Genomic DNA, 19,616 nt, shown 5'->3' with positions numbered 1-19,616 from the left:
AAGTTCTTAGATATACTGAACTGTTAAACAGGCTATTTTAATTTGATGATTTGATTAATGCGCTATTAAACCGAAGCGGTAATTTCTGTTAACGGTCTTAATTAGCTCGTTTCAAGTGTAGGGTCATCGCGTTTAAAGCGACCACAACCGTGGAGAGTGACATGATTACTGCCCCTAAGGCTGGTTGTAAAATAATCCCGGCTGAGGCTAATACCCCGGCTGCCAGTGGAATAGTGACAATATTATAACCGGCACCCCACCACAGGTTTTCAACCATTTTCCGATTAGTCGCCCGGGCCAAATTCAGGAAGTTTAAAATATCGGCTGGATCACTATGGACTAGAATAACATCGGCAGCATCAATGGCCACGTCAGTCCCAGCGCCAATCGCCACACCAATATCAGCTCGAACTAATGCTGGTGCATCGTTAACCCCATCACCGACCATCATCACGTGATGGCCTTGACTTTGATACTCGTGAACAACTTTTTCCTTGTCTTCTGGCAATAAATGCGCCCGATATTCAGTAACACCTAAGCTAGCCGCAACTTTAGCCGCTGTTGCTTCATTATCACCAGTCAACATGACCGGCGTAATATTCATTTTCTGCAACGAAGCAATAAATGTTTTCGCTGAAGGTTTAATTTGGTCACCGGCGCCAAAAATTGCTAAAACAGTTTGGTCTTGTAACAAGTAACTAACACTATTACCTTGGCCCGCTAAAGTAGTAAATTCGGCTTGGTCATATTGAATCTTTTGCGTTTGTAAATAGTTAGCCGTCACAATCGCATATTTTTTGCCAGCGATTGTCCCGGTCAAACCAACGCCCTTAATCGTCTGGACATCTGCAGCTTCGGGTAAAGTCAATTGTTGCTTCTTGGCAGCTGACATGACACCTGTCGCAATTGGATGACTACTGTGCTGTTCCAAAGCGGCAACTATGGTCAAAGCTTCTTGATCACTTAGGTTAGCTTGGTAACTATGAATTTCGTTCAAGGTAAACTTACCTTCTGTCAAAGTCCCAGTTTTATCCATGAACACGTGCGTAATTGTTTTCGCATTTTCAATTGCCTGCCGTTCTTGAATTAATAAACCATTGGCCGCGGCAATTGAAGTACTCCGCGCAACAACTAATGGTACGGCCAAACCTAGTGCGTGCGGGCAGGCAATAACTAAGACGGTAACCATTCGTTCCAAAGCAATGGCAAAGTCAGCATTGATCCACCAAAAGATCAAGGCACCGATCCCAAAAATTAAAGCTAAATAAAATAACCAACCAGCCACTTTATCAGCAATTGTTTCCGAACGAGATTTATCATTTTGGGCGTGGCTGATTAATTTCATAACTTGCGCTAAATAACCACTTTCGCCAGTCCCGGTGACTTTGACTGTCAGTACGCCATCGCCGTTAGTGGAACCACCGATGACTTGATCGTCGACTTTTTTAGCAATGGCCCGTGATTCACCAGTGACTAAGGATTCATTGACTTGACTGGTCCCAGTAACGATTTGACCATCGGCGGGCATTGCTTCACCACCACGAACGACTAACAGATCGCCAACTTTGACTGCTGATAAAGGCCGATCAACTACTTTGCCATCAGCCTGCTGAACATGGGCTTGACCAGGTAATAACTGGGCCATTTTTTGTAAGGCACTGCCGGCACTGGTGATCGCATTCATTTCCATCCAGTGGCCTAATAGCATAATTAAGATCAAGGTCGCCAATTCCATGAAGAAATCCATCACATGTTGATTATGGAAGATCGTCCGTTGCACAAAGGCATATAAGCTATAAAAATAAGCCACTGAGGTCCCTAAAGCAATCAAGGTCATCATTGCTGGCTTACGTTCTTTCAATTCATAATAGGCGCCATTTAAGAACGGCCAGCCCCCATAAAAGAATAAGACCGACGCAGCAATTAAAACTAACCAATCAGAACCGGGAAATGTTGGTAACAATGTGCGATTCAAGCCCATCAGAGTTGAGAACAATAAAACTGGAATCGCAAAAATAACGGAAATCCAGAATTTCTTTTTCAAATTACCCATATGCATCATATGGCCACCATGCATCATCATGTCCCCCGACATTTCTGATGAATCATGGTTCATTTGGCTGTGATCCATTCCTGACATTTGTTCATCGGTCATGGCCTGATGATCATGCATCTGCATTTGATCCATCCCAGCCATATCTTGTTGCTTATTTTGCTTCGTCATGTTGACATCCCCCATTATTTTCAGTCATTTGACAATTAGTTAAGCAATTACAAGGTACTGTTTCTGGTGCTGTTGGCGCTTTTTCAGTAATTGTTGACGCCAGCGTCGCCAAGTCAGCTTGACTTAATTCATGTTGCTGGACTAGACGAATCAACGTTGGGCCAATGTGCATTGCACATAGATTATCAAATAAACGGTCAACTTGTAAATTAATACCTTCTTGCTCTGATAAAGTTGCTTGATAACGGAACGGTCGGCTAGCCCCTTCACGGTTTAAAAAACCTTTTTCTTCGAGCCGGCGAATTAAAGTTTTAATGGTGGATTCTTGCCAGGCCATCTTTTCACTTAAAGATTCAATTAATTGATGGCTAGTCGCTCCTGATAATGTCCAAACAATTCGCATGACTTCCCATTCTGATGCTGTAATCTCACGATTGTTATTTTTTGTTTGTGCCATCTTGATCGACTCCTTTGTTTTCATGACTAAAGTTTACAATTGTAAATTATCTTTGTCAATGCTTTTGTTTCGTTTTATCGACATTTGTAAACTTTAACCACAAATAGTTTTTTTTTCCAAAAAGTCCTTATTAAAACCAGGGTGCTCCTTAGGTGGTAACGGCAGGGGCCCAGCGATTCTGAGGGCGTGGAACACTATGACCATCGATTTGAAGTCGAACAAGTTTTAGGCAGAGTAGCAGATAACTCCGTTGCAGCCGGCGGATTGTGGAACGCTGCCGGCGTTGATTTGAGCTTATTGCTGCGCAACAATCTCAAATACAAGCCTTCTTCTAACTGCTAAAGCAGCAAGAAGAATTTGGCGGCTGACAACCCGGCGGCCTCCACTGCGTTTTGAGTTAGTTCATGCCACTTTAGATTTGGTCGATATCAAGGCATTACTGGTGAAGCTGGCTACTAATCGCCAAGCAACCACCGAATTGAATTAAACAGCACCGATATTTAGAAAAGCACATTGAAGTAAACTAATAAAAAAACTATTTGACAAACTTTCTGTGGAATTAAACCGGAAACTGTCAGACGGGCGCGATTACTATTCTGTTATGCCAACGATTGAAATCAAGTTGATTAAGCCCACTACAATTACCACAATCATTAACATAATTGAAGTACATCACCTCAACTCCAGACGAAATGGCGTCAGACAGAATTCTGTTTTGCCAATTACACCAAGGTTTTTGGGCTTACCGAAATAACATTTTAAAAACAAAAAAAGCGCTAAGAGAAAAATCTCTTAGCACTTTTATACTTTATTCAACTATTTAACATTGTCTTTAACTAACTTGATATTATCGTCGTTAGTTAATGATTCAGTAACAGCTTTTTCAGCTAGCTTAGCCATTTCTTTAGTATCGAGACGCTTCATTAATGAACGTACCTTCAAGATTGAAGTTGCACTCATTGAGAACTCATCAAGACCTAAGCCGACTAATAGTGGCACCATGATTGGATCACCGGCAGCTTCACCACACATACCAGCCCACTTGCCTTCTTTATGCGCAGATTCAATCACATGCTTGACTAAGCGCAAAATAGATGGGTTGTATGGTTGATACAAGTAAGAAACATGCTCGTTACCACGGTCAGCGGCCATGGAATATTGGATCAAATCGTTGGTCCCAATACTGAAGAAGTCAACTTCTTTAGCAAATTGGTCAGCCAAAACAGCAGCAGCAGGAATTTCAATCATAATCCCAACTTCGAACTTACCAACTTTAACGCCATCAGCAACTAATTTCTTTTCTTCTTCAAGAAGGATTGATTTCGCCTGACGGAATTCTTGTAAAGTTGCAATCATTGGGAACATAATCCGCAAATGACCGAAGGCTGAAGCTCGTAATAAAGCCCGTAATTGAGTCCGGAAAATATCTTGTCGATCCAAGCTAATCCGAATTGCCCGGTAGCCTAGGAACGGATTCATTTCTTCTGGTAATGGCAAGTATGGTAAATGCTTGTCGCCACCAATATCCATGGTCCGAACTACAACTGGCTTGCCGTTCATACCTTCAATAACGTTCTTGTATGCTTCAAATTGGTCATCTTCAGTTGGTAATTCAGCAGAATCCATGTATAAGAATTCAGTCCGATATAAACCAACCGCCTCAGCACCGTTATCTAACACACCAGTTAAATCTTTAGGCGTCCCAATATTAGCAGCTAATTCAAAATGCTTGCCATCAGCAGTCATAGTTGCTTCATTACGAAGCTTAGCCCATTCTGCTTTTTGAGCGGCATATTCTTTAGCTAAATTCTGATATTTCTCAACATCAGCGTCAGTTGGATCCACCACGATATCACCAGTATTGCCATCAACGATGACTTTTTGGCCTTCTTTAATATCTTTAGTAACAGTATCTGTTCCGACAATTGCAGGAATTTCCAACGACCGAGCCATAATAGCTGAGTGCGCTGTCCGTCCACCAATATCAGTAACAAATGCCTTAACGTACTTCTTATTCAACTGAGCAGTGTCGCTCGGCGTCAAATCATGTGCCACAATAATAACTTCTTCATTGATCAAAGCAGGATTAGGCAAAGTAACCCCGAGCAAGTGAGCCATGATCCGCTTAGTAACATCGCGAACATCAGCAGCTCGTTCTTGCATGTAAGGATTATCTGTCATTGCCTCGAACATTTTAATGAAGGTTGTCGACACTTCGTCCAATGCTGATTCAGCATTGACCTTTTCTTCTTCGATCTTTTGCTTGACGGCACCAGTGAATTCGGGGTCTGCCAAAATCATCATATGCGCATCAAAAACTTGGGCTTCTTCTTCACCCAAGCTTTTGGCAGCAATATCACGAATTTGTTGTAACTCAGAATTAGATTTGTCGATGGCGTTCTGCAAACGATCAGTTTCTTTGTTTACATCATCAACAGCAGACTTTGAGAATGACAGATCAGGTTGAACAAGGAGATAGGCTTTGGCAATTGCAACACCATCACTAGCCGCAATCCCTTTCAAGGTCTTAGTCATTAGTCGCAAAGTCCTTCTTTCTTCATTGTTTCTTCGATAGCGTTGATTGCATCAGCTTCGTCAGAACCTTCAGCAGAAATTGTCACGTCAGCACCTTGGCCAACACCAAGTGACATAACGCCCATGATTGATTTCAAGTTAACTGATTTGCCTTTGTATTCAAGGTTGATGTCAGAGTTGAACTTGCTTGCTGTTTGAACTAAGAGAGTTGCTGGACGTGCGTGAATACCAGTTTCAGCAATAATGTGAAAATCGCGTTTTTCCATGATAAATGAGCTCCTTTTAATTAAAAAATTTTGGTTGGGTCATATCAGATCCAACTGCTAAACAGTATATTAAACGGTACTGTTTGCTTCAAGTTAAATGCTACCATTTTTTGCCACAGACTACAAGAATTTTCGTATAATCAAACCGCGAAATTCTGCTTTATCACTGATGGTTACCGCTTACATTGAAGTGGTAGATGATGGTCCCATTTCGTTGTGCATTCCCAACAATTTCCGTCCGCTGTGGCAGATCCTGCCAGATGTCACGAAAGGCCATGAAATCGGCTGGTGGCACGGAAAGCTCGTTAATTTTACCATTGATTAAATCGTCAATCAGCTGGTGATAATTCAAAGCCATTTCTTTGCCCCTTTACTATAAAAAAAGTTAAAATAAGAATTAATTGAGCAGGTCCTTGTTCAACCTGCTGATTAAAGTTTAAAAAAATTTGTTCAAAATTACAAGTCTTAGCACTTGCCTCGATAGAGTGCTAAAGCTATAATGATGGCACAAGGTCAAAAAAGGTCAAACTTTTTGATCAGTTGATTTTGTCGATGAAACACATCCAGAAAGGTGTGATTAATTAATGCTCTGTCAAAACTGTCATAAGAATGAAGCAACGATTCATCTCTACGCCACCGTTAATGGTCAACGCCGGGAGATTGATCTTTGTCAAAATTGTTATCAACAGCTTAAAAATCAAGTTGGACAAGGAAGTGAGTCAACTATGGCCCAAGATCCCTTTGGTTTCTCAAGTCTCGACGACATTTTCAATGCCATGGGACAACAACCTAATAATAATGATGCTGCCTTTCAACAGCAACAACGGGCGCAACAAGCACAGCCTGGTCAAGGTGGTCGCGGCGGCCGTCGTGGCAACGGCGTCTTAGCTCAATTCGGTGTTAACCTTACTGACCAAGCTCGCCAAGGTAAAATTGATCCCGTGATTGGCCGTGACAATGAAATTGCCCGAGTCATCGAAATTTTAAACCGGCGGACCAAGAACAACCCCGTCTTAATTGGTGAGGCTGGTGTTGGTAAAACTGCCGTGGTTGAAGGTCTAGCCCAGAAAATCGTCAATGGCGATGTGCCGGCTAAATTACAAAATAAGGAAATTATTCGTTTAGATGTGGTTTCCTTAGTTCAAGGTACTGGCGTTCGTGGTCAATTCGAACAACGGATGCAACAAATGATTCAGGAATTACAAAAGAATCCTAATATTATCCTCTTTATTGATGAAATTCATGAAATCGTCGGCGCTGGTAACGCTGAAGGTGGCATGGATGCTGGTAATGTTTTGAAGCCAGCCTTAGCTCGTGGCGAACTACAATTAGTTGGTGCTACGACTCTCAATGAATATCGGACAATTGAAAAAGATTCAGCTTTAGCGCGGCGGTTACAACCAGTCACAGTTAATGAACCTTCTGTCGAAGAAACCGTTAAGATTCTTCACGGCTTGCAATCCCGTTATGAAGATTACCATCACGTCCATTATTCTGATGCGGCGATTAAAGCAGCCGTTACTTTATCTGCACGTTACATTCAAGATCGGTTCCTACCTGATAAGGCCATTGACCTCTTAGACGAATCTGGTTCTAAGAAGAATTTAACTTTAAATGATATTGACCCTAAAGTTTTGGATGAAAAAGTACAATCTGCAGAGACTCAGAAACAAGAAGCTTTGCAACAAGAAGATTATGAGCGGGCAGCTTACTTCCGTGACCAAATCGAAAAGTTACAAAAGATGAAGTCCAACCAAAGTAAGGGTACTGGCGATCGTCCAGAAATCACCGAAAAAGATATGGAAAAGATTGTCGAAGAGAAGACGCATATTCCAGTCGGTGAATTAAGAGCTCAAGAACAAGCACAGTTAAAGAATCTGTCGAATGATTTGGAATCTAAAGTTATTGGTCAAGATCAAGCCGTTGATAAAGTTGCGCGGGCCATTCGCCGGAATCGGATTGGTTTCAACAAGTCCGGTCGGCCAATTGGTTCCTTCCTCTTTGTCGGGCCAACTGGTGTCGGTAAAACTGAATTAGCTAAGCAATTAGCACTAGAACTCTTCGGCTCTGAAGATGCCATGATCCGCTTTGATATGAGTGAATACATGGAGAAACACAGTGTGTCGAAATTGATCGGTTCACCTCCTGGCTATGTTGGCTATGAAGAAGCTGGTCAATTAACTGAGAAAGTTCGGCGGAATCCTTACAGTTTAGTTTTACTAGACGAAATTGAAAAGGCTCATCCCGACGTCATGCATATGTTCTTACAGATTCTTGATGATGGTCGTTTGACTGACTCTCAAGGTCGGACTGTTTCCTTTAAGGATACGATTATTATCATGACCTCTAATGCTGGCCAAGGCGACGTCGAAGCTAACGTTGGCTTCGGTGCTGCTGCTTCTGGCGAAACGCACTCAGTTGTTGATAAATTAACTGAATTCTTCAAGCCAGAATTCTTGAACCGGTTTGATGACATCGTTGAGTTCAATTCCCTTTCTAAGGAAAACTTAATGAAGATTGTTGACTTGATGATCGTCGATACCAACAAGATGATTGCTGATAAAGGCTTGTCAATTCACGTGACTGAACCTGTCAAAGAAAACTTAGTTGATCTTGGTTACAACCCAGCCATGGGTGCCCGGCCATTACGGCGTGTGATCCAAGAGCAAATTGAGGATCGCGTGGCTGATTACTATTTGGATCATCCGAAGACCAAGGAATTGGAAGCGCGGATGGATAGCGATCAGATCAAGATTACCGAAGCCCGTCATGACGACGATGCCAAGGAAACCGCTGCGAAGCCTGAGAATACTGACAATTAATCGCACAGATGTTTTGAAAAACTAATATAATAAATGGAAAAGCCTGTTTGACACATTGTCAAATGGGCTTTTTGGTTCTTGCCAAAAAAGTTCACTCTGCATTGGAAGCTTGCTTAAGTCGCTCTTTAGCTAGTAAACCGGCAGGGGCCGAGCGATTAAACGGGCGTGGAACGCTGTGGCCATCGATTTGAACCAATTAAAGACCCAATTGTTTCAAATGCGAGGCTTATTCTAAGCGATAAATCGCCAAGAATAATTTCACAGCTGACGCCAATCACTCGACCCCTGTCTGGATTAAACTAACAGAATTCAGCACCACTATTTAGCCAAACCAGATTGTGGTAATACAAAAAATCGGTGTGACAATCTTTATTTGGGAAGAGAGTTATCACGCCTTTTTTTGTACCGTTCAACTATTACTACTGGGTGAAATGAGCCAATGAATCCTGCTATCACTGTCTTAAGTGCTAACTATGATGAAATGTACTAACTAAACTCCAGACGGAATGGAGGGATTTTGTCGTCAGCCGCCAAATTATTGTTGGTGCTTTAGCACTTACAATAAGACCTGTATTGGAGACTTTGTGTAACAAAGTCTCCAATCAGCGTCGGCCGCGTTCCACGACAAGCAGCCCGCAATGCAGTCCATCTCAGTTCTGTTTTCACATCTTCACTAAGGTTCTGATGTTTTTGAACTTTGCACTGTAATCGACTCAAATCGATGCCGACAATGTTCCGCAACCTGCAAGCCCGCAATGGAGTCAAAACTACTTCTGTTTCAAAACCAAGTTTTAGAGTTTTGTTTTGTCATGGACTTTAATCAATACCAGCACGTTTCACGCTCCACGATCCATTTCGCAGAAATTTTTAAATAATCATACGTATTTATTGTTAATACGAACATTTTTATTCTATAATTAAGTCAGTATATTTGCTCTTTGAACATGTAATTGGAGGGATTAGATGCGACTTTTTGATATTACCAACAGCTACCGGACTTTAGTTCACAGTCAATTAGAAAGTACCGATGCGAAACTAGTTAAAGTATATTCACTTGGCAACGTGACCGTCGTTTATACAAAAGCACCAACCCATCAGGAAATCTTGATGAAAAACGAACATCGCGATATTTCCAACGATGAAATAGAATTCGTGATTGATGCCTTGGTCAAACCTAAACCAAAGAAGCCAGAAATTATCAAGGGCAATCACTTAGCAGAAATTTCCATTACGAATGCGTAAGAAACAATTAGTTGATGAAGGAGGACTGGTGTGATGGCTGAGCAAAACACCACCCCACAATTTCCTTCGGCAACTAATCTGCCCCAAGCCATTACTGGTGCTGTAACACGGCAACAACACAAAGATATTCCGGTCACAATTCATTACTTAGATAGTTTAAATCAAAAGTTGCACCCTGAAGTGACTATTTGGGGTGCTTTTGGTGCGCCCTTAATGATTCCTTGGCGGACCATTCCTGGCTATTTGCTCTATAATATTCGCAACTTTCAGCGAACTTTTTTGCTTAATTCAACGAGTATTACCTTAATATATACCAAACAACTGGCAGCGCCCGTCATGGTTTATCATGAAGATGAAACTGGGCAATTATTAGTACCGCCGGTGTTCATTCGGGGCGACTTAAATCGCCATTACCAAATTCAGCCTCTCGAACAATACTTGACCCAGTTTATCGGTGCTGATCAAGGTACTCAAGGTACTTTTAGTCAAACTGTCCAACAGCTGCACTTTCACTATCAACTTAACCATGAGCAGCAGCCCTTCGCCTTTGGTAGTGATAATGCCCTTAAAATGCGAGTGGCCAAAACTGCTTATCAAGCCCCTGATCTGACGGCCAAATTAGATTGGCAATTACCAGCTAACTCAACCTGGCAGATTTTCAAAACGGTTAAGCAAGCTGACAATCATGCCGTTTGGTTTAACTTAGGTGGCAATCTGTGGGTCGATAGTTTAAACACCCAACTCGTTAATCTGACCGTGACACCAGCAACGGTACCAAGTACCCATCCACGACCGCTATCGTTAACCACTGCTTTCAAAACCAGTCGTGTCGATCAACAACCTCGTCAAGCGAAAATTAAGGCTAGTCCCTATTTTCCCATCTCGCAATGGACGCAGCCTTATGGTCAAATCGTTGAGCAACGACTGAAGAATGGCACCCTCGTATCTTGCAAACAAATCCTGACGCTGGACAATGGCAGTGAATGGGCTCAGCTTGATCAAGGCTATTATGTGGAAATTAAATATTTAGACTTTTTGGACTAAACGAAAAAGATCAACTCATCCTGATTAAGGGAATCTGAGTTGATCTTTTTTATTAACTAAAATATTGAATAAAGCCAATCGCATCGAAAGCAAAGTGACATATCCAACTGACCCAAACACTATTTGATTTCTTCCAAATGTAATTAAGTGCCAGTCGAATTGGCAAAATAGTAATAATTAATTGCAACGGCACAAAACCATAAGCAGGAATATGCCATGCCGCAAATAGCAGCCCGCTGATCACTGACGCATAGCGGAATTTAAGACCCATTTTTTCTAGCGCAATCATGATATTCGTACAAATTAATTCCTCACCAAGCAGCATAAAGGGCACGCGAAAAACAATCATTTGAACTGTAATAACATTTGCCACTGTGTTTTCAGTGCTTTTACCAAAGAGAACTTGAAATAGAATATCTGAAGCCAGGCCAACAACAATTGCTAAAGGGACACCCCAAAGCAAGACTTTCAGTTTGAAATGACTAAATTGTTGTTGAAACTGAGGTTGTAATAAAAAGTAACCAATTAAACCACAAAATAATAAATTCCAACCAGCACCAATAATTTCATGACCAGTTCCACTAACTGATAAATGTAAAAAACGTAGCGAACCGGGAATCGCGTAGATTATGCCAACCAATAAGGTCAAACAAATGCCAATTACCGGTTTCATTTTGACACTCATCTTCATTCCTTCTTTCTTCATAAGCATTCATAACTTGAATGAAGTATAGCATGAGCTAAGAGTTGGCTTAGCAATAAGTCCGATATTTAGGACCTAAAAATTCTTCTTAGGCAGCGCCCGTGATAAAATTATAACTAATCATCATGATTGGAGTGGTCTTATGAATAGCTATGGTGAATTAGTCCGGACACTTCGAATTGACAAGGAAATTAGGCTAAAAGATCTTTATGCGAATATTATGTCAAAGTCCTATGCCATCAGCTTTGAAAAAGGCGAGCACGAGATATCATTTTACTTACTTAGCCAGATTTTGAAAAGACTTCCCATGGCAATTGACGAATTTCTCTTTCTTTATCAAGGTGAACCTCATTCACTAACTGATTGGTTCTACCAAGAATACGGCCACTACGCTAATAATGACGATATTGCCGGTCTGAAACAGCTACGCCAGTCGTATCAGCAAAAGGATCCTGACTCACCCTTCCTGGCAATTCGGCTGGCCGAAATTGACGCCCGAATCGATCAGCTCAATTATTTTAACCAACATGGTGTGCTAACCAATACTTGCATTAATGCCACTTCATTAACGATCATCAAGAACTATTTGGCCACCATTCAAACCTGGACCATTAATAACCTGCGTTTCCTGGCGAACACCTTGGATTACATCGATTATCAAGAAAAGGTCACTTATTTCCAGCTATTATTACCTGCTCTGGATAAGTATAAGGATTTTGAGCCTGGACGAGAGGTGATTTGCACATTACTAATTAATGCGATTCATCAATCTGTCATGTCCCTGGAATTTTATGGCGTCAACGTCTTATTAGCTAAGCTGGCTAGTTTCAGTGAACCAATTAGCGCCATGTATTATAAAAATGCCCAGCAATTCTATACTGGCCTTAAACTCATCTATCAGCAGCAAATTAAAGCTGGCACCAAACTGGTCAATCAAGCCATCGCTACTCTACAACAGTTGCATTACCCGCATCAGGCTGCTCTGTATCAAAGTGCCTATCAAGAATTTTTGGAGAAAATTCAAATTAATTTAGCCTAACAAAGAACTGTATTTTAACAACTAATTCGTGCCTTGGCAGAGCAATCGACTAAAAAAGGATAATTCCGCTAGAATTATCCTTTTTTGCTGGCCTATTTTATAGTTTTTCAGTTAATTTAACATCAGGGTACTTATCCTTAAACCAATTCTCGGCAAAACGATTTTCGAATAAGAATAATGGGTTCCCCTCTAAATCCTTAACTAGTAAGTTACGATTAGACGACATCTTCGGATCTAATTGTTCAGGATCAATCCAGCGAGCTGTGCGAGCACCGATTGGTTTCATGACAACTTCCGAATTATATTCGTGCATCATGCGATACTGGAACACTTCAAACTGCAACTGGCCAACGGCGCCCAGAATATAATCATCAGTTGTGTAAGTCTTATAGAGCTGCACTGCACCTTCTTGAACCAGCTGTTGCATCCCCTTGTGGAAAGACTTCTGCTTCATCACGTTTTTAGCAGTAACTTCCATGAATAATTCCGGCGTAAATTGTGGCAGTGGCTCAAACTCAACTTGGTCTTTGCCACCATAAATACTGTCGCCAATTTGGAAATTACCAGTGTCATAAAGGCCGACAATGTCACCTGCCACGGCTGAAGAAACTTGTTCCCGTTCCGCTGACATAAATTCAGTCGCATTGTTTAACCGCAACGGTTTGCCTGTCCGCGCTAATGTGACTGTCATACCCTTGGTAAATTCCCCAGAGCAAATCCGTACAAAAGCAATCCGATCACGATGAGCTGGATTCATATTGGCTTGGATTTTAAAGACAAAGCCGGCAAATTCTGGCGCGGTCGCCGGCAAATCTGAACCATCCTGTAACTGGTGGTCACTTGGTGCTGGCGCCATACTTAAGAAACTCTTCAGGAAAGTTTCAACGCCAAAGTTCGTTAAAGCTGACCCGAAATAAACCGGCGTTTGTTCGCCAGCAAGAACTTTTTGTAAATCAAATTGATTGCCGGCTTCTTCCAACAATTCCACATCCGCAACTGCTTGCTGATAAATCGCATCTTGTTTCAAGGGACTATCACCGATAATCTCGCCAGTTTTTGGATCAAGAGGCAAGAAGCGGTCACTTTCAGTAGCTGGCCGATAAAGTTCGAGCTGTTGTTGTTGACGGTCATAAATCCCCTTCAAGCCTTTGCCCATCCCAATTGGCCAATTCATAGCTACGCCTTCGATATTCAATAGTTCCTCTAATTCGGCAATTAAATCTAAAGGTTCGCGGCCATCACGGTCCAACTTATTCATAAAGGTAAAAATAGGAATTCCCCGTTGCTTGACAACTTTAAATAATTTCTTAGTTTGGGGTTCAATACCCTTAGCTGAGTCAATCACCATGACGGCGGCGTCAACGGCCATTAACGTCCGATAAGTATCTTCAGAGAAGTCCTCATGTCCCGGTGTATCCAAAATATTAACGCGTTTGCCTTCAAAATCAAACTGCATCACCGAACTGGTAACGGAAATACCACGTTTCTTTTCAATATCCATCCAGTCAGAAGTGGCAAAGTTGCCCGACTTCTTGGCTTTGACGGTCCCAGCTTGACGAATTACCCCACCAAACAATAGCATTTGTTCAGTGATCGTTGTTTTCCCAGCATCTGGGTGAGAAATAATGGCAAAAGTGCGACGTTTGGCCACAGCTGCTGCTAATTCACTTGTTTTCATATTTACCTCACTTATTATTACGACTAGTTTTGCTTAGAAATATTCTGTTCTGATTATAACACGACCACTTAAAACAACCTGGCCGCATTAGCATTCATGGTTCCAAGTCAATTAACACTCACATTGGCCCAATCTCACCTTTCGCTTAAAACTGCTTGTTCAAATAGAAGTGTTAAAAATCCAGTAAAAAAGAGTTCGGGGTTTCGGTCCCAAACTCCTTCACGTTAATTATCTTCAGTCGGTTCCTCAGTAGCAATCGGTGCTGCTGGTATTTCCAAAGTGACATTTTCCAAGCGCGAACCCCGAACTAAACCGGTGGTTAACACCATGCCATTAGCTAAAGTAACTTGTAAATGATTACCATTAGTCGGAATCGTCCCCAACTCGGTGATGACGAAACCAGCAATGGTATCAACGTCATCATTTTCCAAATTGGTACCAAACTGATCATTGAAATCAGACAAAGGCATTTTACCAGCAATCACATAACGATGATCGTTAACTTTAGTAAAGAGTGTCTCAGTGGCATCAGATTCATCATCGATTTCGCCAACGATTTCTTCAATTAAATCTTCGATCGTGGCCAAACCGACAACCCCACCATATTCATCTAAGAGGATTGCCATTTGTTGATGAGTCTTCTGCATCTCTAACAGTAATTCATTAATATTGACAGTTTCGGGAACAAACATCGGCTCCGTCATAATATCAGCCAATTTTAAATGGTCGAAGCCAGTCGTATGGGCCTTCTGCAAAATGTTCTTGATATGCAGAATCCCGACGATCACGTCTTTATCTTCCTGATAAACGGGAACACGTGAATAAGGTTGGGCCAAAATTCGATCAATATTGTCACTATCTGGATCATTAATATCGACCATAAAAGCGTCCGTTCGTGGTACCATCACCTCACGAGCCATAATATCGTTGAAATTAATAATTCCTTCCAACATATTATACTCATCGGGATTGATCACCCCGGTTTTCCGTGACTTTTCAATCACTGATAACATATCATCACGGGTTACTTGATTATCTGCCGTCGATAAATCGATTGGCGTAATCTTAACCAGTAAATTCGTGGATGCTGATAGCAGCCAAACGAAAGGCCGCAGAAAACCACGAACAAATTTGACTGGGCCGACACTAAGTTTTGCAACCTGTTCAGCCTTAGCCAAAGCAATTTGTTTAGGAAATAATTCCCCAAAGACCAGGGAAATATATGACAGAATAATCGTAATAATAATTACTGAAGCCTGTTCAGCCCAGCTGGCAGTGCCAAAAACTGGTGCTAAAAGTTTAGCCATTGACGTTGCTGCACTTGCTGATGATAAGAAACCAGCAAAAGTAATAGCAACTTGAATTGTTGCTAAGAAGCTGCTGGAATCGTTCATGACTTGCAATAACGATTGGGCTCGCTTGTCACCACCACTAGCCTCTGCTTCAATTTTGTTACGATTGACGGAAACGATCGCCATCTCGGACGCCGCGAAAAACGCATTCACGATCGTCAAGATCACGATCAAAAGTATCTGTCCACCCAACGACGAACTGGCCGGGTCACCACTCATTAATGAATCCACTCACTTTCGATTTTAAAATTTATATTGAATGAGATAATTATACCAACTGCTTAACTGGCTTTCAATACTGTTAGTAGTAAAACCAGTTCTTTTAATTAAAAGATAATTAAAAAATAACGATTTGAATTAGTGAGCAAAATTTCTAATACCAAAACCAAGGTTAGTTTATGGCAGAACAGCGGACAACTCCGTTACAGCCGCCGGAGTACGGAACGTGGCGGGCGTTGATTGAAGCTTATTGCTCCGCAACAATCTTCAATACAAGTCTTATCCTAAGCGATAAATCGCTAAGGATAATTTCGCGACTGGCACCCCGGCGGCTTTCACTGCGTTTCGAGTTGAATTAGCCGCTAAATATTTATTTAACTTCCTCCTTGGGTGTGACAAAGGCGGCCTCGGTTTTGGCTTTTTTTCGTAGCTGGTAGAATTCGATCAAGTACTTGATCATGGTTTTGCCAACTGCATACACGGGGATGCACAGGACGATGCCCAGAAAGCCGAACATATTGCCAGCCACTAAAATCAACACAATAATTGTTAAAGGATGAATCTGCAGTGTTTTGCCAATAACATGAGGGTAGATCAGATTACCATCTAATTGCTGGACAATAATCACGACCACTGCCACTAGGATTGCTTGAGGAAATGAGACCGTTAACGCCACTAAAATTGCCGGAAAAACGCCCAACCATGGTCCTAAATATGGCACAATGTTCATTAAACCAGCAATAAACGCCAGCAACAGTGCATACGGCATGCGAATAATTAAGTAACCGATGAACGTCAGCGTCCCCACAAATAGCATATCCAAAAATTGACCAGCAAAATAAGTTGAAATCGTTTTATTCATGCGAGTTAATAACTCAGCAACCTCACCCCGGAAACGTTCGGGAAATAAACGCTGAATATTCGGCACTAATTTATGCCCATCTTTCAATAAATAATACAAAATAACTGGCACGGTCAAGGCGCTAACCGCAAAACCACTGACAGAAGTAATCACACTGCCAAAATTGCCAAAATTCTGAGTCACAAACTTGCCAATTTTCGGGTACAAATCAGCTGGTTGCAAATTAGTTTGCCCAATCATCTGGCTCAAGTGATACTTCTTCGCCCAATCGCTAGTCAACATACTTTCGTAAGTATGCTGAATATCTTTGGCAAAAGTCGGCAAATTACTAATAATGTGAGAAATCTGATTGACCAATTGTGGAATCACAGCGCCAATACTCAACAGTAACAGGCCAAAAAGTAAGACAAAGGCAATTAAAATACCCCAACCGCGCTTGATTTTCAGCTTCTCTAACAAATTAATTAGGGGATTCAATAAATAATACAAAAATCCAGCAAACAAAAACGGACCAAACAACGTAGCAATAAAGGTCTGGATCGGCCCAAAAATAAAAGTAATTTTACTGAGTACCAAGATTAGTGTGGCAACCACTAACAATTCTAAGCCAACTAATAAGAAGCGCGAACTCTTTAATTTATTAAACATATTTTTCCTCAAATTTTTCTCGTTAAAATCAATTCAGAATAAGGTATAATACAAGTAGTCAAATAAATAAACTTAGCCGAGGAGACCGATTTTCACCGTGGATTTAGTTATTAAGCAAGCCTCAGGAGCTACTTCTCAATTATATCAAGATTCATTACAAATACGCAAAACAGTTTTTGTTGACGAGCAACAAGTACCGCTGGCTTTAGAAATTGATCAATATGATGAAACTGCCCTTAATTACGTGGGTTATTTGGACCAGCAGGCCGTTGTCACTTGCCGAATTATTGTTGAAGCTGACGGCGGTTGGCATGTCCAACGGGTGGCAACTTTGCACGAATATCGTCACCATAACTATGCAAAAACATTATTGAGTCACGTGATTGTCGCCGCTCAAGATAAACAGGTTCCCTATTTGATTCTCGACGCACAGTTAACTGCCGTTGGTTTTTATGAAAAATTAAAATTTCATGCAACTGCGCGACCAACTTTTCTTGATGCCAACATTCGTCACCAAGAAATGCGTCTAGACTTAAACAATTAATCCAGAAGTGAGGTTATTTCATGTCTCGTTTTAAATTAAACGTTACTTATTTTTTCTTTTTCGTGGTTCCTTATTTCACGGCCATCTTTATGATTAGTTCCGCTTACGATGCGTTAGTCCAACATTGGGATAATTGGTGGCGCTTAGGTGTCGGCGGCCTTGTTGGCGCTGGGATCATGATGGCGCTAAAGATTATCATTCAACGCCCTTTAGGTTTGCTAGTGCTCCAAGATCCAAAATCTTGGGTTGCTCATTTTGGCAAGTTTTTCCTGATTGATAACGGAAAAGTTTTAGTGGCCTTCAATTTGATTCTTGATTTCATTTTGAGCATTGCCGGGATTTTCTTTATTCATTGGCTACTGCCACGCAACATCATTATTCAAAGTTCGCTTGGTTGGCCAATTGTGGTGATGTTTATCTCGACGGCCATTGGCTCTTACTTGGCTTATGACATCTTAAGCATTGATCCTGAACAACGCTAACCAACAGTTAAATCATTAAAAAAAGCGTCCGGTAAAATTTACCGAACGCTTTTTAACGTCTCAACAGTTATCTGCCTGCTAAGACCCGACCATATTTTTAGTTTGGCCAACAATTGGACCCATTAAGAATACTGCTGATTACTCGTCATCAACTTTAATTTTACTGGAAGCCTTAACAAATGGTAACCAAATCATGAAGGCAATGACCATGGTAAAAATTGAAAGTAAAGTTGCGCGCCAATCAAAGTTTGTTGCTAAGAAGGCATATAGTACTGGTGGCGTAATCCAAGGTACAGCGACCTGAACTGGACTGACCCAACCAGCCTGAGTAATGAAGTAGGCAATCGTGACATCGACAACTGGTGCCACAATAAACGGAATAAAGTAAATGGCATTTAAAACAACTGGCAAACCAAACATAATTGGTTCGTTGATGTTAAATAGTCCTGGTGCTAATGCTAATTTAGCAACAGCTTTTTCATCACTACGTTTAGAGAAAGCTAAAATCGCAACAATTAATAACACCGTACCACCGGCACCACCAAACCATGCGTAAATATCAAATGAACCACGAACCCATTGATAAGGAATCTTCGCATGATTCTTCATTGCTTCAATATTTAAGTTTTGTGCTGGTGTCCAAATTGATTCAAGAACTGGGCCTAAAACGTTAGAACCATGAATCCCGAAGAACCAGAAAATTTGAACTAAGAACGTAACTAAGATGACCATGCCAAACCCTTGTCCAGCTTTCATTAATGGTGCTTGGATCGTCTTGGCCAACCAATCGCCAAAGAACGCACCAGTCATCTTAGTGAAGAGGAAGTTAATAATTGAAACAGCATACATCGAGATCATCCCAGGAATCAATGCTGCAAATGCTTTAGAAACAGCAGGTGGCACACTGTCAGGCATTTTAATCGTTAAATCTTTCTTCATTAACCAAATATAAATTGAAACAGCAATGGCACCGAAAATCATCGCTGTAAATAAATTAGCTGAGTTCAGTTGACCCATGGCGAAGACACCATTAACAGTCACTGAATTATTAGTGGCAACGGCGCCAGAATCATTTAAAACTTTAACAGCCGACTTCGAAATGCCCTTAGTCAGACTGACCATACTGGTATTGTTGATACTCATAAAGAAGGCGGCAACTGATAATAATGAACCAGATAAACCATCAACACCATAATTATGAGCTAAATGATAACCCCACATTGAGGCAAAATAAATTGAGAAAATAGCAAGTGAACCGTTCCAAACAGTACCATCGATTGTGATGATTGGTTGAACCGCGTTAACAAATCCGGTCCAACCCCATTGTTCTGGGTAAGTCTGTAATAAAGCATTTAATAATGTTGACAATGAGCCAGCCATGGTAATTGGCATTGTGGCGATAAAACCATCACGCAACGCCATTAGCCATTTGATTGAACCAATTTTAGTTGCAATTGGCACAACATATTTTTCAAGCCAATTCATAATTGCTTGCATAA

The 19,616-nt window shown here is 41.3% G+C and carries 17 protein-coding genes; 7 read left to right on the top strand and 10 right to left on the bottom strand.

The features are described 5' to 3' along the window. Positions 1-97 precede the first annotated feature (97 nt). Positions 98-2,239, bottom strand: a complete 2,142-nt coding sequence (locus EKM82_RS03045) for a heavy metal translocating P-type ATPase (RefSeq protein WP_125766848.1) — start codon at positions 2,237-2,239, stop codon at positions 98-100. Beyond that, on the bottom strand, positions 2,208-2,681 hold the full coding sequence (locus EKM82_RS03040) for a CopY/TcrY family copper transport repressor (RefSeq protein ID WP_125766847.1): 474 nt from the start codon (positions 2,679-2,681) through the stop codon (positions 2,208-2,210). Before EKM82_RS03040 ends, EKM82_RS03045 begins: the two co-directional genes overlap by 32 nt. A gap of 692 nt (positions 2,682-3,373) precedes the next feature. Between EKM82_RS03040 and EKM82_RS11890 the strand changes: the two genes are divergently transcribed. Then, entirely contained in the window at positions 3,374-3,505 is a 132-nt protein-coding gene (locus EKM82_RS11890) for a hypothetical protein (RefSeq protein WP_263853116.1), read from the top strand. Here the strand turns inward: EKM82_RS11890 and ptsP are convergent. The 3 genes from ptsP to EKM82_RS03025 all read right to left on the bottom strand — a co-directional run bounded on the left by ptsP (position 3,498) and on the right by EKM82_RS03025 (position 5,840). Next, positions 3,498-5,216 carry a phosphoenolpyruvate--protein phosphotransferase gene (ptsP, locus tag EKM82_RS03035; RefSeq protein WP_125766846.1) on the bottom strand — a complete coding sequence of 573 codons (1,719 nt, stop codon included), beginning with the start codon at positions 5,214-5,216 and terminating at the stop codon, positions 3,498-3,500. The two genes, EKM82_RS11890 and ptsP, sit on opposite strands and share 8 nt — an antisense overlap. Continuing rightward, on the bottom strand, positions 5,216-5,482 hold the full coding sequence (locus tag EKM82_RS03030; protein ID WP_125766845.1) for a phosphocarrier protein HPr: 267 nt from the start codon (positions 5,480-5,482) through the stop codon (positions 5,216-5,218). Before EKM82_RS03030 ends, ptsP begins: the two co-directional genes overlap by 1 nt. A 163-nt stretch (positions 5,483-5,645) precedes the next feature. Beyond that, positions 5,646-5,840, bottom strand: coding sequence for a hypothetical protein (locus EKM82_RS03025; protein WP_125766844.1), 195 nt, complete (start codon positions 5,838-5,840; stop codon positions 5,646-5,648). Positions 5,841-6,066: 226 nt separating this feature from the next. On the opposite strand from EKM82_RS03025, the gene EKM82_RS03020 reads away from it, so the two are divergent. From EKM82_RS03020 to EKM82_RS03010, 3 genes are all read left to right on the top strand, one after another. Next, the gene (locus tag EKM82_RS03020; protein WP_125766843.1) at positions 6,067-8,304 is read left to right on the top strand and encodes an ATP-dependent Clp protease ATP-binding subunit; all 2,238 of its coding nucleotides are present in this window, start codon (positions 6,067-6,069) and stop codon (positions 8,302-8,304) included. Positions 8,305-9,267: 963 nt separating this feature from the next. Continuing rightward, complete coding sequence (locus EKM82_RS03015) at positions 9,268-9,546, top strand: DUF1827 family protein (protein WP_125766842.1); 279 nt, start codon at positions 9,268-9,270, stop codon at positions 9,544-9,546. Between the two features lie 33 nt (positions 9,547-9,579). Further along, a complete protein-coding gene (locus EKM82_RS03010; protein ID WP_125766841.1) occupies positions 9,580-10,590 on the top strand; it encodes a MucBP domain-containing protein in 1,011 nt (336 codons plus the stop codon). A gap of 52 nt (positions 10,591-10,642) precedes the next feature. Here the strand turns inward: EKM82_RS03010 and EKM82_RS03005 are convergent, their stop codons facing one another. Further along, the gene (locus EKM82_RS03005; protein ID WP_225419643.1) at positions 10,643-11,275 is read right to left on the bottom strand and encodes a CPBP family intramembrane glutamic endopeptidase; all 633 of its coding nucleotides are present in this window, start codon (positions 11,273-11,275) and stop codon (positions 10,643-10,645) included. A 160-nt stretch (positions 11,276-11,435) separates the two neighbouring features. Here EKM82_RS03005 and EKM82_RS03000 point away from each other — a divergent pair, with 160 nt between their 5' ends. Beyond that, on the top strand, positions 11,436-12,332 hold the full coding sequence (locus EKM82_RS03000) for a helix-turn-helix domain-containing protein (RefSeq protein WP_125766839.1): 897 nt from the start codon (positions 11,436-11,438) through the stop codon (positions 12,330-12,332). A gap of 97 nt (positions 12,333-12,429) precedes the next feature. On the opposite strand, the gene EKM82_RS02995 is transcribed toward EKM82_RS03000, so the two are convergent. The 3 genes from EKM82_RS02995 to EKM82_RS02985 all read right to left on the bottom strand — a co-directional run bounded on the left by EKM82_RS02995 (position 12,430) and on the right by EKM82_RS02985 (position 17,091). After that, positions 12,430-14,010: a peptide chain release factor 3 gene (locus EKM82_RS02995; RefSeq protein ID WP_125766838.1), complete on the bottom strand. Its 1,581-nt coding sequence runs from the start codon at positions 14,008-14,010 to the stop codon at positions 12,430-12,432. A gap of 224 nt (positions 14,011-14,234) precedes the next feature. After that, a complete protein-coding gene (locus EKM82_RS02990; protein ID WP_125766837.1) occupies positions 14,235-15,581 on the bottom strand; it encodes a hemolysin family protein in 1,347 nt (448 codons plus the stop codon). 370 nt (positions 15,582-15,951) lie between these two features. Further along, positions 15,952-17,091: an AI-2E family transporter gene (locus tag EKM82_RS02985; RefSeq protein ID WP_125766836.1), complete on the bottom strand. Its 1,140-nt coding sequence runs from the start codon at positions 17,089-17,091 to the stop codon at positions 15,952-15,954. Positions 17,092-17,188: 97 nt separating this feature from the next. Between EKM82_RS02985 and EKM82_RS02980 the strand changes: the two genes are divergently transcribed. Further along, positions 17,189-17,635: a GNAT family N-acetyltransferase gene (locus tag EKM82_RS02980; protein WP_225419642.1), complete on the top strand. Its 447-nt coding sequence runs from the start codon at positions 17,189-17,191 to the stop codon at positions 17,633-17,635. Positions 17,636-17,655: 20 nt separating this feature from the next. Next, a complete protein-coding gene (locus tag EKM82_RS02975) occupies positions 17,656-18,117 on the top strand; it encodes a hypothetical protein (protein WP_125766835.1) in 462 nt (153 codons plus the stop codon). Positions 18,118-18,255: 138 nt separating this feature from the next. Here the strand turns inward: EKM82_RS02975 and EKM82_RS02970 are convergent, their stop codons facing one another. Continuing rightward, positions 18,256-19,614, bottom strand: coding sequence for a PTS sugar transporter subunit IIC (locus tag EKM82_RS02970; RefSeq protein WP_125766834.1), 1,359 nt, complete (start codon positions 19,612-19,614; stop codon positions 18,256-18,258). Positions 19,615-19,616: the final 2 nt, after the last annotated feature.

Origin of the sequence: Lapidilactobacillus wuchangensis (assembly GCF_003946645.1) — a bacterium.
Classification (GTDB): domain Bacteria; phylum Bacillota; class Bacilli; order Lactobacillales; family Lactobacillaceae; genus Lapidilactobacillus; species Lapidilactobacillus wuchangensis.
The sequence above is the reverse complement of the archived record's forward strand: the minus strand, read 5'-3'. Positions and strand labels throughout refer to the sequence as shown.